Origin of the sequence: Pseudomonas sp. R4-39-08, from assembly GCF_003852275.1 — a bacterium.
Classification (GTDB): domain Bacteria; phylum Pseudomonadota; class Gammaproteobacteria; order Pseudomonadales; family Pseudomonadaceae; genus Aquipseudomonas.
The window spans coordinates 2,925,770-2,941,469 of record NZ_CP027733.1; the positions used below are offsets into that span (position 1 = coordinate 2,925,770).

Consider the following 15,700-nt stretch of genomic DNA (forward strand, 5'->3'; position numbering starts at 1 on the left):
AACGCGCTGTAGGATAGTGTCGGAACATTCCTAGGAGCTGCCACTTGAGCACACGCGACTGCGGGTTAGCGCGTCTGTCTGTGGGACGGGTTGCCCGCGACTCGGGTGTCCGCTCCGGTAATTTTGTAGCAGGCTGCTAATGTTTAATCATTCTTATGCCCTGCCGCGCAAGACAGACCTACAGATGTAATGGGTCAGGCAACGACGTCGCAGAGTTGCTTGAAACTGATATTTCAACTCAGGTAGTAGAACAATGAGCGCAATTCACGAACAAGCCATGAACTATGTTTATCAGCAAGTTCTGCAACGTTTGATGGGGCACTTCACACGCGCCGAACGGACTGCACTTCAATTGTTGATCCAGCGAATCGTGGTGGCGGCAGGCGGCATGGAACATGTGGGTACCTATAAAGTATTGATCGCCCACGGCGGCGGCGAAGTCAGCAGTTATACGTTGGCGCTGCTGCGCGCGGCGCAGTTGAGCATCGCCGGCCGTACGCCCAAGACCTTTCACCTGCGCGTGGCGACGCTGCGGCATGCAGGGATGACCCAGGCCACACTGGGCAGGTTGAATGAGGGCTATAGCGCGCTGTTTTTTCACGATGACCCTCGGGTGGAGGTCCTGATGGTGGAAAATCAGGAGGTGCAGCCTTTCAATCATCAGCGGCCCGCTTCCAGCGCCGGTCGTGAGGTCAACCAACGCGACCGGCTGATGATCGGGCACCTGACGTCCGGGGACGTGCGTGCCACGCTGTGCACTGACACTTACCTGGCCCTGGGGGATTTCTACCAGCGTGTGAGCACGTGGAACGGCGGCGTGCATGCGCTGGTCAGCGGCGACACTGCGCGCAAGCAAAGCCAATACCTGGCCTGGCTGAAGCGTTCGGCCCTGGCCGCGGGTGTCGCTGTCCCGCCGCGCCGGCCCGCGTCGCTCAACATTCTGTTTGCGCGCATGGAAGAATGGAGTACCGGTTGCTACCGCGACCTCTACGGCGAGCAATACGTGGAGGCCCAGAGCCCGGGCCGTGGCGGGCACCGCCATGTGGCTTATATCGGGGTTGCCGACCTGCTCGACGAGGTCGACGTTGCCGCGTCACCGCTGCTCACCGAGTTCCTGGCCCACAAACCGGACCCGTTCGACTTTCACTTCAGTCATCCTGACTATCCCAACCCGTTGCTCATGGCGCATCTGCACGGGTTGCAGGCCCAATGCCTGCGTGAGCTGTCCTACGGCGAAGGCGTCGAGGCTTTTGTGCGGCAGGCGAGGGACGCGATGAGCCGTCGACACATTCCAGACACCTTGATCGACGCATTGGGCGGCCACGATGGGCGCATATTGTCGACGACCTATGCCCAGGAATTCTTCGGCCTGGACGAGGGCCAGTTGACTTGCCTGTTGTTCTCGCCCTTCATCCATCATGGCGAGCGCCTCGAGGGTTACCTGCGCCAATGCCACCCCGGCATGCTGGTGGGGCTTCCCGAGTTGCACAAGGCGCTGCAGGGCAAGCCCGCCGCAGATATGCTGCAGCAGTGGCTGATTGACACCAGCGGCCTGCCATTGCCTCTGTTACAAAACCTGTACCGCAAGCGTCCTCAGCAGGCGGGTCGTGGTACCCAGGCGCGCAAACGGCGTGGGGCGCAGGCGCAGATTGCGCAAGTGTCGGGGCGTTAGCCGCGTGCCTGTGCGTGCGAACCCGGGCGGGCGCTCATGAAACTGCGCGGGGAGCGGCAAGCGGATTTTGCCTACCAGGCGGTGTATCGCTACATGATCAACCTGATCAACGAAGTCAGCCTGGAAAAACCGGTAAAGCTGCCGTCCCTGCGGCAGTTGTCGACCCGCTTGAAGGTATCGATCTCGACGATCCAGTACGCCTACTCGATATTGGAAAAGGAAGGGCGGATCTACTCGGTGGCCAAGTCCGGCTACTTTGCCTGGCCGGTGGCCGCCAACGCGCCAGTGGCCACGAGTGGGGACTTGCTTGAGCGCCTTTACGCGGCAGCGCGGCGGCCTGGCATGGTGGTACTCAGTGGCGACGAACCGGCGCTGCTGGGCTCACTCGATGGTGCGTTGCTTTCACTGGAGCGCCAACTGATCCGCCGCTATCCGCACCACCTGCAAACCCACTCGCAACCCTGCGGCGTCTGGGAGCTGCGCGCGGCGCTGGCGGCACGTTATACCTCATCGCCCACGCGCTGCTGGCAGGCGGACGAGGTGTATATCGGCGCCGACGTGCGTGGCGTCCTGGAGATCCTGATTGACGCCCTGGGCCTCAAGGGCACCGTGGTGGTGGCCGAATCACCCTGCGATTACCTGGTCTTGCGCCTGTTGCAGGGGGCCGGCGTGCGGGTAATCGAATTGCCCTGGCTCGCCGACGGCCGCTTCGATCTGAGCACCTTTGAACACCTGCTCAGCCACGAGCCGGTGCACCTGGTGGTGCTGTCATCGGCGGTGAGCATGCCGTCGGGCAGTGTGCTGTCGGTTCAGGAGCGCATGCAGGTGGCGCAGTTGCTGGACCGATTCGGCTGCTGGCTGCTGGAGAATGACACCTTTGGCGAACTGAGCTTCGCACCGTCCTCCGTGCCCCTGCGGCACCTGGTCGACCCTGAACGGCTGATAGTGTTCTCCTCGTTCGAGAAGATCCTTGGCCCGGAAGCACCGTTTGGTTTTGTACTGTCGCGCCAGCTGAGCCGCGAGCTGCAGCGTCAGTTTTTATTGCGTGCATTCCGGTTGTCGTCGATTCGTCAGCGCGCCATTGCCCGCTTGTACGAAAGCGGACGGTATGACCAGCATGTGCAGACGTTACGCCAGCGCCTGCGTGAGCAGGCCTTGGCCATGAGCCTGCGCCTGGAGGTGCGTCTGGAGGGGCGGGTGAGCTATCGGATGCCCGTCGCCGGCGCGAGTTTCTGGTTGCAGTCGACGGCGGCAGTGGACATGCGCCATGTGTTCCAGCGCATGGTCACGCAGCAGGTGGTGATCGCCCCCGGTGAGCTGTTCAGTCTCAGCGGTCTGCATCACCAGCATATGCGCCTGGGGCATGCGTTCAGCGGGCACCCGAACCTGGACATCGCCTTGGATGCATTGGCCGAGGCACTGCAGCAGGCGCAGATTTGACGCGTATGAAATTTCTATATTAGTTGTGGGATCGATACCGTCGCGCCGTAGTCCAAGTCACCGTAAACTGTCATTTTTCCGAATCCTTATTTTTCTCGAGGTTTATGCATGACTATCAGTCCTTTTGCGGGCAAGCCGGCGCCAGCCCAGTTGCTGGTGGACATCCCGCGACTGGTCACGGCCTATTACACCGGCCAGCCTGATGCAGCGATCTCCACCCAGCGCGTGGCCTTTGGTACCTCCGGGCACCGTGGCAGCTCGTTCGAGCTGAGCTTCAACGAACGGCATGTGCTCGCGATCAGCCAGGCCATCTGCCTGTACCGCCAGGCCCAGGGCATCGACGGCCCGTTGTTTGTCGGCCTGGACACCCACGCACTGTCGACGCCGGCCGGCGCCAGCGCGCTGGAAGTGCTCGCCGCCAATGGCGTGCACGTGATGCTCGCCGAGGGCGACGAATACACACCCACGCCGGCAATTTCCCACGCGATCATCTGCTACAACCGTGGCCGCACCAGCGGGCTGGCGGACGGTATCGTCATCACGCCGTCCCACAACCCGCCGCAAAGTGGCGGCTACAAGTACAACCCGCCTAACGGTGGCCCGGCCGATACCCATGTCACCAAGTGGATCGAAGCCAAGGCCAACGAGCTGCTGGCCAACAAGCTCGCCGGGGTCAAGCGCATCACCCACGCCCAGGCGCTGAAGGCCGATACCACGCACCGGCATGATTACCTCAACAGCTACGTGGCCGACCTGGTCAATGTGATCGACATGGACGCCATCCGCAGCGCCGGCCTGCGCCTGGGCGTCGACCCGCTGGGCGGAGCAGGGGTGCGCTACTGGTCGGCGATTGCCGAGCACTACCGGCTGAACCTGGAGGTGGTCAACACCGAAGTCGACGCTACTTTCCGCTTCATGAGCGTCGACTGGGACGGCCAGATCCGCATGGACCCGTCTTCCAGCTACGCCATGCAGGGCCTGATCGGCCTCAAGGAGCGCTTCGATGTGGCGTTTGCCTGCGACCCGGACCACGACCGTCACGGTATCGTGACCCCGTCCGGCGGGCTGTTGGCGCCGAATAACTACCTGGCGGTGTCCATCGATTATCTGTTCCAGAACCGTCCTGACTGGCGCGCCGATGCGGCGGTGGGTAAAACTGTGGTCAGCAGTGGCCTGATCGATCGCGTCGCCGCACGCATCGGTCGGCGTTTGTACGAAGTGCCGGTGGGCTTCAAATGGTTTGCTGACGGTTTGTTTGATGGTTCGCTGGGGTTTGGTGGCGAAGAAAGCGCCGGGGCTTCGTTCCTGCGCAAGGACGGTACGGTCTGGAGCACCGACAAGGACGGCCTGATCCCGGCTTTGCTTGCGGCCGAAATGACCTCGCGCAAAGGCCAGGACCCGAGTCAGATCTATCGCGGCCTGACCGACGCCCTCGGCGAACCCTTTGCCATCCGCGTCGATGCCAAGGCCACGCCAGCGCAAAAAGCCCTGCTGGGCAAACTGTCGCCGGAGCAGGTGACGTCCACGCAATTGGCCGGCGAAAGCATCCAGCAGATCCTCAGCCACGCGCCGGGTAACAACCAGGCGATCGGCGGCTTGAAAGTGATGACCGAAAACGGCTGGTTCGCCGCCCGTCCATCGGGCACCGAGGACATCTACAAGATCTATGCCGAGAGCTTTATCGGCGAAGATCACCTCAAGCAGCTGGTGGAAGAGGCTCAGGTACTGGTAGACGGAGCGATCTCCCAGTAATCACGCAACACCCATGTGGGAGGGGGCTTGCCCCCGATGGCGATGTGTCAGTCGATATATTCGATGCTGATTCACCGCCATCGGGAGCAAGCCCCCTCCCACATTAGAGGCCAACAAGGCTTGAGATCAGGCGAGATCAACCAACACAATCTCGCTGTCTTCAATCGCCGTCACCCGCAACACCTGCTCATCCGCAACCGCCACCCCGTCTCGAGCCTGTGCACGCAAGCCGTTGACTTCAATCGTCCCCGTTGCCGGCACCAGGTACGCCCGGCGGCCGCTGTCCAGCCGATACTCGGCACTTTCCCCGGCCTTCAGATTAGCCGCCACCAGGCGTGCATCGGCACGAATGCGCAGGCTTTGCGTGTCTCCGGCCTTGCCGCTGGCCAGGGTCACGAAGCCTACGCGCGCACCCTGTGGGAACGGCCTGGCGCCCCAGGAGGGCGGCAGGCCGGCCTCATTCGGGATGATCCAGATCTGGAAGATCTCGGTCGGCGTGGCTTCCAGGTTGTATTCGCTGTGAGCGATCCCGGTGCCAGCGCTCATCACCTGTACGTCGCCAGCCTCGGTACGGCCCTTGTTGCCCAGGTTGTCGGCATGACTGATCGCGCCTTCACGCACGTAGGTGATGATTTCCATGTCGCGGTGTGCGTGCTGCGGGAAGCCGCTGCCCGGCGCAATGATGTCGTCGTTCCACACCCGCAGGTTGCCCCAGTGCATACGCTCGGGGTCATGGTATTCGGCAAATGAAAAGTGATGATGGGCGTCGAGCCAGCCATGGTGGGCGCCGCCCAGGGTGTTGAAGGGTCGAAGTACAAGCATGATCGTCTCCTGTGGATAGCCCTATGGTCTATCAGTGCATGATCGATAAAAAGCGTAAAAAATGCCTGATTCCTATCTGTTTATTTGATGTTTATTTCAGGTATCAACTTTCACTTCATCGCCTAACCGCATGAGATCAAAGCATTTGGCTGGAACTGAGCGGCAATTCCGGCGACCATGGCGCACTGTAAAACCCTAGCTCATCGCAGGAGTCCGCGTGCCGCACCCACAGCCTGATCTGCCCCCTGAACTGCGCCCCCTGGCTGAAATGCCGCTACTGAAACGGCTTGCCGCGCGCCTGTTCGGCCACGGCCTCACGCGTTTGCGCGCTCAGCACCGGTTTTCGTGGTTGCATGGCCAGGCCGACGGTTTTCGCAGCGGGCATGAAGCCGGGGTGGAATATGGTTACCGCGAGGGCAAGGCGGACGGGTTGGAGGAGGGCCGGCAAGTCTTGCTGATCCGCGATTTCCGGTCCGATGAACCCCGTGCGCCAGGCATTGATGACAGCCTGTTCGATGACTGGCGATTGCCGCTCACGGCTGACATAAAAAAGCGCATCAAGGCCGACGTCGCACGTTTGCTGCCGGCACACGCCCAGCCCAGTGCGGCGCAGTGGAAGATGATCTTCAGCGACACGCCGTCCACTTCGGTGATTGCCGGTGCCGGCGCGGGTAAGTCGACCTCTCTGGTGCTGCGCATCCTGCTGCTCACCCATTACCTGGGCTTCGAGTTGAGTTCGATGACCGTGGTGACGTTTACTCGCGAATCGCGCAAAGACTTCATCCAAAAGCTCATGCACATTCTCAGCTTATGGGGCCAACCCCTTGACCATAAAGAGGCCCAGGCGGTGGTGCGCACCTTTCACTCACGCATCCTGCCGATGGTGCGCAGCCTGCCGGGCTTTGAGCGACTGCAAGCCTTCGAGAACCTCAGCGCCGGGTTCGAGGATGCCGACAGCAACCCGTTCGACCTGCGCATCAACGACGCCCAGCGCCAGCAGATGAACGCGTGTTACCACCGCTTGCACGGCCGCCATGCGCGTTTTCGCGAGTTGATCGCACCGCTGGCACGCCATGGGCTGCAGCTCAAGGAACTGGAGCGTGATCATCCCGATGTGCAAAAGCGCGTGGCGGTCACGGAATTGGCGGCCAAGCGTGACGAAGAACTCTGTGACGTCATCGAGGACCTGTGGTTTCGTGCTGGCGCCTGGCCCATCAAGGGCATCGAACCGAGCCGGCAAACGTTTGAGATCAATGGCGCGCAGTTTCACTGCCATGGCTATATCCCTGAACTGGACGCCTGGGTAGTGCTGGGCTTCGATTCGCGGGAAAACCCCCAGATCAGTCGGCCAAATGCCAAGCTATCCGTGCGCGCAGAGTGGGCGGTAAAGCGCACTCTGTTTCAAGCTTTCTGTCGTAAGCCATTGATATGGATAGAAAGCTATGAATCTTCAAAGCGATTGTTAAGTTGCCTGGCGGGCGATGCCACGGCCGGGCCCGGGTTTGATTACAAGGTCAAGGGCGAGCTTGCCTCGGCGCCGCTCCTCGACAGCTTCGTCATGGCCGCCGGCTTTATCGAGAACCTCGGGTTGGATGTGTCCACCGCCGTGGGCCGGATGAGCTTCGCCAAAGACGATCCGGACCGCTTGTTCTTCGAGGCCCTGGGTATTTTCTGGAAAGCCCTGGAAGACCACTTGCTTGAGCAATCGCCGCCGATCATGACCTACAACCGCATGTTTTCGTTGTTTGGCGAAAACACCCCCGAGAATCTCAAGCTGCTCAGCGATGCGCTGCTGCGGCCGATGTCGCACCTGATGATCGACGAATTCCAGGATGTGTCGCCGCAGATCGTCTCGTGGATCCGCGCCAGCCTGCGTGAAATCCGCAGCCGTGGCCCGGCCATGCACGTTGGTCGCGGGGCGCAGCGTTCATCGTTGCTGTGCGTAGGGGATGACTGGCAGTCCATCTATGGCTGGCGCGGTAGCTCGCCCAAGTACTTCATGGAATTCAACAAGGAGTTCACCTCGCCGAGCACCACCCGCGTCATGCTGAGTGAGAATTACCGCAGCCACCAACACATCATCGACGCTGCCGAGCACATCGTGCGCAGTGCCCCGGCCATTCCCGGCAAGAAGGCGAAGGCCGCTGGCGAGCCCAGGCCCTTGGTGCCGGTGATGGTGCTGGAGCGCGACGATGCGGCGTTGGCCCGGCAGTTGATCGAGCACTATCAGCGGGGCGATACAGTATTAATGCTGTATCGAAAAAGCAGCGATAAGCTGTTGATACAAGAGCATATTCAGGCGGTAGTTAATCTGGATTCGAGTTTGCCACCGCAGGCGCGCAGGCTGAAACAGCTGACCTACCACAGCGCCAAAGGCCTGCAGGCGGATGCGGTGTTTCTACTCGGGGACTGCCAACACCTGACCAGCTCGCCTTACAAGAACCAGGTCTACCGCATGGCGGGCCTGGGCAGGGACGGCGACAGCGAGGCGTACGACAACGCCCAAAAAGACGAAGTGCTGCGCCTGGCCTATGTCGGCATCACTCGAGCGGTCAGCCACTGTTATTGGTATGTGGAAAAGGCGGAAGGCCAGGCGGTGAATGTGCCAAAGGCGTCGGAGCGAGTAGACGGCAGGAAAGCATTCTTCGACGATCAACGCGGTTAATCGGCATGAAGGCGATCTAAATGTGGGAGGGGGCTTGCCCCCGATTGCGGTGTGTCATTCGACCTTGTAATGACTGACCCAACGCTATCGAGGGCAAGCCCCCTCCCACAGTTGGATCTCACTGGTTTGGGGCAATCGTTCAGGCCCGCAACGACAGAGGCGGCACAAAACACTCCAGCTCAGCCTCCACCGCCTCAATGATTCGCTCCACATCGGCGGCGTTCATCACCGTAGCGCAGGGAATGCCAGCGATCGCGATCAGCGTCTCGCCGCTGGCCCGGTCGAACAGGCGGGCAACCATGCTACCGGGGGCGTCCATGCTCCCTTCGAAGCCCATCGGATGAAAATGCCAGCGCATCAGCTGGCACGCGTTGGGGAATGTCACTTTGTTCATAGTGCCCACCTTGTTCATTGAGCGCTTCCTTTAGCTCGCGGCAGGGGCCAGGCCCTTCAATAGCCATGGCGTCGAGCACCCAAAATAGCATTCGTTGGCAAGCACGGCGCGACTTTTTCAGGCCCGTTCGGCGGTTCTTTGAACGGACATTGACCTGGATCATGTCCCAAACCCCAGGGTGTCCAGGTCATGCCCCAATGTGTGGATAAACAACGAGCGTATGTCCCGGTAAAAAGGGGACAGCGGAGTCTATTACTTACAAGTAGTGGCTCTTTAATGTCGCTAATGACACCGTGACAATATATTGGATCCATTAAATACGGCGCTCAACTAAAGCTGCTTACGGGTATTTAATATTTAAATATCACTTTGGGCTATTTGGTCGTTCAAATACAACCGTCCCCAACAAACGCGGCGCGCGACTTCTCCAAGTTGCCTGCGGGTCAGCTTTTCGCTGCTGAAATATGTGTAGACGAAAGATTTCAAATTGTGTCAGTTTTCTTACGCCTTCAAAAGAGGTGAGTGATAGGACTATCCTCGCCCGCGAGGTTCCTATCGAACAAAGACTGATGCACTTGCAAACAAGGAAGTACGTTTATGTCAAAAGTAAAAGACAAGGCTATTGTATCTGCCGCGCAAGCCAGCACTGCTTACTCGCAAATCGATAGCTTCAGCCATTTGTATGACCGTGGCGGCAACCTGACGGTCAATGGCAAACCGTCCTACAGCGTGGACCAGGCAGCGACCCAGCTGCTGCGGGATGGCGCCGCCTACCGGGACTTTGATGGCAACGGCAAGATCGATCTGACCTACACCTTCCTCACCTCGGCATCCTCGAGCACCATGAACAAACATGGCATCTCGGGCTTCAGCCAATTCAACGCCCAGCAGAAAGCACAGGCCGCACTGGCCATGCAATCCTGGTCGGATGTTGCCAACGTGACCTTTACCGAAAAGGCTTCCGGTGGCGACGCACACATGACCTTCGGCAACTACAGCGGCGGCCAGGATGGCGCGGCGGCTTTCGCCTACCTGCCCGGCACCGGTGCAGGCTACGACGGCACCTCGTGGTACCTGACCAACAACAGCTACACGCCGAACAAGACCCCGGACCTGAACAACTATGGCCGGCAGACCCTGACCCACGAAATCGGCCACACCCTGGGCCTGGCTCACCCTGGCGACTACAACGCCGGGAATGGCAACCCGACCTATAACGACGCGACCTATGGACAGGACACGCGTGGCTATAGCGTCATGAGTTACTGGAGCGAGAGCAACACCAACCAGAACTTCAGCAAAGGCGGAGTGGAGGCTTACGCTTCCGGTCCGCTGATCGACGATATCGCCGCGATCCAGAAGCTCTACGGTGCCAACCTCAATACCCGCGCCGGTGACACCACCTACGGTTTCAACTCCAACACCGGGCGTGATTTCCTCAGCGCCACGTCCAATGCCGACAAGCTGGTGTTCTCGGTATGGGACGGGGGTGGCAATGACACCCTGGACTTCTCCGGCTTCACGCAAAACCAGAAGATCAACCTCAATGCAGCCTCGTTCTCCGATGTCGGCGGCTTGGTGGGCAACGTTTCCATCGCCAAGGGCGTGACGGTCGAGAACGCCTTCGGTGGCGCGGGCAACGACCTGATCATTGGTAACCAGGCCGCCAACCTCATCAAGGGCGGGGCCGGCAACGACCTCATCTACGGTGGCGGCGGTGCGGACCAGCTGTGGGGCGGCGCCGGCAGCGACACCTTTGTGTTCGGTGCCGTGTCCGATTCCAAACCAGGGGCGGCGGACAAGATCTTTGACTTCACCTCAGGTTCGGACAAGATCGACCTGTCCGGTATCACCAAAGGCGCGGGCGTGAGCTTCGTCAACGCGTTTACCGGGCATGCCGGCGACGCGGTGCTGTCCTACGCATCAGGTACTAACCTGGGTACGTTGGCCGTTGACTTCTCCGGGCACGGCGTGGCGGATTTCCTCGTCACCACCGTTGGCCAGGCGGCTGCCAGCGACATCGTGGCGTGATGTAAAGCGCGGCGCTCCGGCGCCGCGTTCCAGGATGGAGCCAGGCAATGCAGCGTTTTTCCAAAGGGGTCACCCTATTGATCGTGTCGGCAGGAGCCCATGCAATGGCGAGCAGTCTTGTTTTACCCACTACCGCACAGTTGGCGGGGCATTGGCAGTTGCACCAGGATGACCAGGTGTGTGCGCTGGACCTGCTCGAACAGCCCAACAGCCTGGGGGGCGATGTGGCGTGTGTCGCGCAATGGCTGGGGGATAAACCACTGACGTGGTCGCCGACGCCGGACGGCATCTGGCTGATGAATGCCGAAGGCAGTGGCATTACGCACTTGAATCGTCAGAAGGAAGGCGAATATCAGGCACGCACTAAGTCTGGAGCCGTCGTGGTGCTGCAACGTACACCTTAGTTTCAGGTTATAAGCTTATAACTTCATTTGTTAGTTGGCCGCCCGCTATTCAGGGGTAGGACAACTAGTGCGCGTACTTTGGGTTCATGGAAGATAAGAAGATATGGCCAAGCCCCATACCGTTGCACCCTTGTTCAAGGCGCTGGGTGAATACAAGAGCATCTTGATCAGCGTTGGCTGTTTCACCGCCTTGATTAACCTGTTGATGCTGGTGCCCTCGATTTACATGCTGCAAGTGTACGACCGCGTGCTGTCCTCCCAGAATGAAACCACCCTGGTGATGTTGACGTTGATGGTCGTGGGGTTCTTTGCGTTTATAGGCCTGCTGGAAGTTATCCGCAGTTTTATCGTGATCCGCATCGGCGCCCAGTTGGAGCGGCGGTTCAACTTGCGCGTGTACAAAGCCGCATTCGAACGCAACCTGCAACGCGGCCAGGGACACGCCGGGCAGTCCCTGGGCGACTTGACCCATATTCGCCAGTTCATCACCGGGCCCGCGTTATTCGCATTTTTCGATGCGCCGTGGTTTCCCATCTACCTGTTTGTGATTTTCCTGTTCAACCTGTGGCTCGGCGTGTTGGCCACGGCCGGCGCGGTGCTGTTGATTGCACTGGCCTGCCTCAACGAATACCTGACCAAAAAGCCCCTGGGCGAAGCCAGCGGTTATTCCCAACAGTCGACTCAGTTGGCCACCAGCCATTTGCACAATGCCGAAACCATCCAGGCCATGGGCATGCTCGGCGCGCTGCGCCAGCGCTGGTTCGCGGTGCATTCGCAGTTCCTCGGCTTGCAGAACAAGGCCAGCGACACCGGTTCGGTGATCACCTCCCTGAGCAAATCCCTGCGCCTTTGCCTGCAATCCTTGGTGCTGGGCCTCGGTGCGCTGCTGGTGATCAAGGGCGAGATGACCGCCGGGATGATGATCGCCGGCTCCATCCTGATGGGCCGGGTACTCAGCCCCATCGACCAGTTGATCGCGGTGTGGAAGCAGTGGAGCTCGGCCAAGCTGGCCTACCAGCGCCTCGACGAGCTGCTGCGCGAATTCCCGCCGCAGGCCGAGCAGATGGCCTTGCCGGCGCCCAACGGCCAGGTCAGCTTCGAGCAGGTCAGCGCCGGCCCACCCGGTCGGCGCCTGGCGACCCTGCACCACGTCAACTTCAACCTCGGCGCCGGTGAAGTGCTGGGCGTGCTCGGCGCCTCGGGCTCCGGTAAATCCACCCTGGCCCGCGTGCTGGTAGGCGTGTGGCCGACGCTGGCCGGCACCGTGCGCCTGGACGGCGCGGATATTCACCGCTGGGACCGCGACGACCTCGGCCCGCATATCGGCTACTTACCCCAGGACATCGAACTGTTCAGCGGCAGCATCGCCGACAACATCGCGCGCTTTCGCCAGGCCGACCCGCAGCTTGTGGTGAAGGCGGCGCAACAGGCCGGGGTGCACGAGTTGATCCTGCGCCTGCCCCAAGGCTACGACACCGTGCTGGGCGACAACGGCGGTGGTCTGTCCGGCGGGCAGAAGCAACGCGTGGCCCTGGCCCGCGCACTGTATGGCGGCCCGCGCCTGATCGTGCTGGATGAGCCCAACTCCAATCTCGACACCGTTGGCGAAGCGGCGTTGGCCAGCGCCATTGTGCAGATGAAGGCCCAGGGCAGCAGCGTGGTGCTGGTGACGCACCGTTCCTCCGCATTGGCCCAGGCTGACAAGTTGCTGATCCTCAACGAAGGTCAATTGCAGGCCTTCGGACCCAGCCAGGAAGTGCTGCGCGCGTTGTCCGGGCAGCAGGAAGCACCGAAGGAAAAACCCGGCGTCAGCTTCAGTCGCCAGTATCAGGCCGGAAGGAATCCAGGCGCATGAGCAGCCTTATAGTTGAACAACACGACGCACGTTTCTTCGTCCGCATGGGCTGGCTGCTGACCGTGGTCGGCGCCGGTGGTTTTTTCCTCTGGGCCAGCCTGGCGCCGCTGGATCAAGGCATCCCGGTGCAAGGCACGGTGGTGGTGTCGGGCAAGCGCAAGGCCGTGCAAACCCTCAGCCCCGGCGTGGTCAGCCGGATTCTGGTGCGCGAAGGCGAGGCCGTGAAGCAAGGCCAGCCGCTGTTTCGCCTCGACCAGACCCAGCACCAGGCCGACGTGCAGTCGCTGCAAGCCCAGTACCGCATGGCCTGGGCCAGCGCCGCGCGCTGGCAGAGCGAACGTGACAACCTGCCGGGCGTGCGCTTTCCGGCCGAACTGAGCGCCAACCCCGACCCGGCCCTGGCGCTGGTGCTCGAAGGCCAACGCCAACTGTTCAGCAGTCGGCGCGAAGCCTTTGCCCGTGAGCAGGCCGGCATCCGTGCAAGCATCGACGGCGCCACCTCGCAGTTGGGCGGCATGCGCCGCGCCCGCAGCGACCTGAGCGCCCAGGCGCAATCCCTGCGTGAGCAACTGAGCAACCTGCAACCCCTGGCCGACAATGGCTACATCCCGCGCAACCGCCTGATGGATTACCAGCGCCAGTTGTCCCAGGTGCAGCAGGACCTGGCGCAAAACGCCGGCGAGACCGGTCGCGTCGAGCAGGGCATTGTCGAGTCGCGCCTCAAATTGCAGCAGCACAGCGAGGAATATCAGAAGGAAGTGCGCAGCCAACTGGCCGATGCGCAACTGCGCAGCCTGACCCTGGAGCAGCAACTGACCTCCGCCGGGTTCGACCTTCAGCACAGCGAAATCAACGCGCCGGCCGACGGCATCGCGGTCAACCTCGGCGTACACACCGAAGGCGCCGTGGTGCGGGCCGGTGAAACCCTGCTGGAGATCGTGCCCCAGGGCACGCGCCTGGAAGTGGAAGGGCACTTGCCGGTGCACCTGGTGGACAAGGTCGGCACGCACCTGCCGGTGGACATCCTCTTCACCGCCTTCAACCAGAGCCGCACCCCACGGGTGCCGGGGGAGGTGAGCCTGATTTCCGCCGACCAGATGCTCGATGAAAAGACCGGCGCCCCCTATTACGTGCTGCGCACCACGGTCAGCGAGGCGGCGCTGGAAAAACTCCACGGCCTGGTGATCAAGCCGGGGATGCCCGCCGAGATGTTCGTGCGCACCGGCGAGCGCTCGTTGCTCAATTACCTGTTCAAGCCGCTGCTCGACCGCGCCGGCTCCGCGTTGACCGAGGAATGAGCATGAAACCTGTGTTCATCGCCTTGCTGTTCAGCTGCGCCAGCGCGCACGCCGCCATGGGCCCGTTCGATGTGTACGAGCAAGCCCTGCGCAATGACCCGGTGTTCCTCGGCGCGATCAAGGAGCGCGACGCCGGCCTGGAAAACCGCACCATCGGCCGCGCGGGCTTGTTGCCCAGGCTGTCGTACAACTACAACAAGGGCCGCAACAACTCCGAGGCGCACCTGCCCGATGGGCGTGGTGGCAGCTACCGCGACGACCGCAACTACAACAGCTACGGCTCCACCTTCAGCCTGCAACAGCCGCTGTTCGACTACGAAGCCTATGCCAACTACCGCAAGGGCGTGGCCCAGGCGCTGTTTGCCGATGAAAGCTTCCGCGACAAAAGCCAGGCGCTGCTGGTGCGGGTGTTGAGCTACTACACCCAGGCGCTGTTCGCCCAGGACCAGATCGACATCGCCCGCGCCAAGAAAAAAGCCTTCGAGCAACAGTTCCAACAGAACCAGCACCTGTTCCAGCAAGGCGAGGGCACCCGCACCGATATTCTCGAAGCCGAATCACGCTATGAGCTGGCCACCGCCGAAGAGATCCAGGCCCTGGATGAGCAGGATGCGTCCCTGCGCGAGCTGGGCGCGCTGATAGGCGTGCAAAGCGTCAACATCAACGACCTGGCACCGCTGAACCAGGGCTTTGCCGCCTTCACCCTGACCCCAGCCAACTATGACACCTGGCATGAGCTGGCGATCAGCAACAACCCGACGCTCGCCTCCCAGCGCCAGGCCCTGGAAGTGGCGCGCTATGAAGTCGAACGCAACCGCGCCGGGCATTTGCCCAAGGTCACCGCGTACGCCAGTTCGCGCAAGCAGGAGTCCGACAGCGGCAACACTTACAACCAGCGCTACGACACCAACACCATCGGCGTCGAAGTCAGCGTGCCGCTGTATGCCGGTGGTGGCATCTCGGCGTCCACGCGTCAGGCCAGCCGCGCCATGGAACAGGCCGAGTACGAGCTGGAAGGCAAGACCCGCGAAACCCTGATCGAACTGCGCCGCCAGTTCAGCGCGTGCCTGTCCGGGGTGAGCAAGCTGCGCGCCTATCAAAAAGCGCTGGCGTCCGCCGAGGCGCTGGTGGTGTCGACCAAGCACAGCATCCTCGGCGGCGAGCGGGTCAACCTCGATGCATTGAATGCCGAGCAGCAGCTCTACAGCACCCGCCGCGACCTCGCCCAGGCGCGGTACGACTACCTGATGGCCTGGACCAAATTGCACTACTACGCGGGCAACTTGCGTGACACCGACCTGGCCAAGGTGGATGAAGCCTTCGGCCCGGAGAGAAAACTGTAGGCGCGTGAATAACAATAAACAGGA

The 15,700-nt window shown here is 61.3% G+C and carries 11 protein-coding genes; 9 read left to right on the top strand and 2 right to left on the bottom strand.

Annotated features, from left to right (window positions below):
• The first annotated feature begins 253 nt into the window (after positions 1 to 253).
• The 3 genes from C4J88_RS13355 (at position 254) to pgm (ending at position 4,864) form a co-directional block, all read left to right on the top strand.
• Positions 254 to 1,672 (top strand): hypothetical protein, encoded by a 1,419-nt coding sequence (locus tag C4J88_RS13355; protein ID WP_124407184.1) that lies wholly within the window; start codon positions 254 to 256, stop codon positions 1,670 to 1,672.
• A gap of 36 nt (positions 1,673 to 1,708) precedes the next feature.
• Positions 1,709 to 3,112, top strand: a complete 1,404-nt coding sequence (locus tag C4J88_RS13360) for a PLP-dependent aminotransferase family protein (protein ID WP_124407185.1) — start codon at positions 1,709 to 1,711, stop codon at positions 3,110 to 3,112.
• 108 nt (positions 3,113 to 3,220) lie between these two features.
• The gene (gene pgm, locus C4J88_RS13365) at positions 3,221 to 4,864 is read left to right on the top strand and encodes a phosphoglucomutase (alpha-D-glucose-1,6-bisphosphate-dependent) (RefSeq protein WP_124407186.1); all 1,644 of its coding nucleotides are present in this window, start codon (positions 3,221 to 3,223) and stop codon (positions 4,862 to 4,864) included.
• A gap of 126 nt (positions 4,865 to 4,990) precedes the next feature.
• Here pgm and C4J88_RS13370 read toward each other — a convergent pair whose 3' ends face one another.
• The gene (locus tag C4J88_RS13370; protein ID WP_124407187.1) at positions 4,991 to 5,686 is read right to left on the bottom strand and encodes a pirin family protein; all 696 of its coding nucleotides are present in this window, start codon (positions 5,684 to 5,686) and stop codon (positions 4,991 to 4,993) included.
• A gap of 217 nt (positions 5,687 to 5,903) precedes the next feature.
• Between C4J88_RS13370 and C4J88_RS13375 the strand changes: the two genes are divergently transcribed.
• The gene (locus C4J88_RS13375) at positions 5,904 to 8,351 is read left to right on the top strand and encodes a UvrD-helicase domain-containing protein (RefSeq protein ID WP_124407188.1); all 2,448 of its coding nucleotides are present in this window, start codon (positions 5,904 to 5,906) and stop codon (positions 8,349 to 8,351) included.
• A 139-nt stretch (positions 8,352 to 8,490) separates the two neighbouring features.
• On the opposite strand, the gene C4J88_RS13380 is transcribed toward C4J88_RS13375, so the two are convergent.
• On the bottom strand, positions 8,491 to 8,763 hold the full coding sequence (locus C4J88_RS13380; protein ID WP_124407189.1) for a DUF1652 domain-containing protein: 273 nt from the start codon (positions 8,761 to 8,763) through the stop codon (positions 8,491 to 8,493).
• A gap of 579 nt (positions 8,764 to 9,342) precedes the next feature.
• Between C4J88_RS13380 and C4J88_RS13385 the strand changes: the two genes are divergently transcribed.
• From C4J88_RS13385 to C4J88_RS13405, 5 genes are all read left to right on the top strand, one after another.
• Positions 9,343 to 10,776 carry a serralysin family metalloprotease gene (locus tag C4J88_RS13385; protein ID WP_124362836.1) on the top strand — a complete coding sequence of 478 codons (1,434 nt, stop codon included), beginning with the start codon at positions 9,343 to 9,345 and terminating at the stop codon, positions 10,774 to 10,776.
• Positions 10,777 to 10,823: 47 nt separating this feature from the next.
• The gene (locus C4J88_RS13390; RefSeq protein ID WP_124367029.1) at positions 10,824 to 11,180 is read left to right on the top strand and encodes a protease inhibitor Inh/omp19 family protein; all 357 of its coding nucleotides are present in this window, start codon (positions 10,824 to 10,826) and stop codon (positions 11,178 to 11,180) included.
• A 103-nt stretch (positions 11,181 to 11,283) separates the two neighbouring features.
• On the top strand, positions 11,284 to 13,035 hold the full coding sequence (locus C4J88_RS13395) for a type I secretion system permease/ATPase (RefSeq protein WP_124407190.1): 1,752 nt from the start codon (positions 11,284 to 11,286) through the stop codon (positions 13,033 to 13,035).
• Positions 13,032 to 14,333 (top strand): HlyD family type I secretion periplasmic adaptor subunit, encoded by a 1,302-nt coding sequence (locus C4J88_RS13400; RefSeq protein ID WP_124407191.1) that lies wholly within the window; start codon positions 13,032 to 13,034, stop codon positions 14,331 to 14,333. The genes C4J88_RS13395 and C4J88_RS13400 overlap by 4 nt, the downstream gene beginning before the upstream one ends.
• A 2-nt stretch (positions 14,334 to 14,335) precedes the next feature.
• Entirely contained in the window at positions 14,336 to 15,676 is a 1,341-nt protein-coding gene (locus C4J88_RS13405) for a TolC family outer membrane protein (RefSeq protein ID WP_124407192.1), read from the top strand.
• Positions 15,677 to 15,700 lie beyond the last annotated feature (24 nt).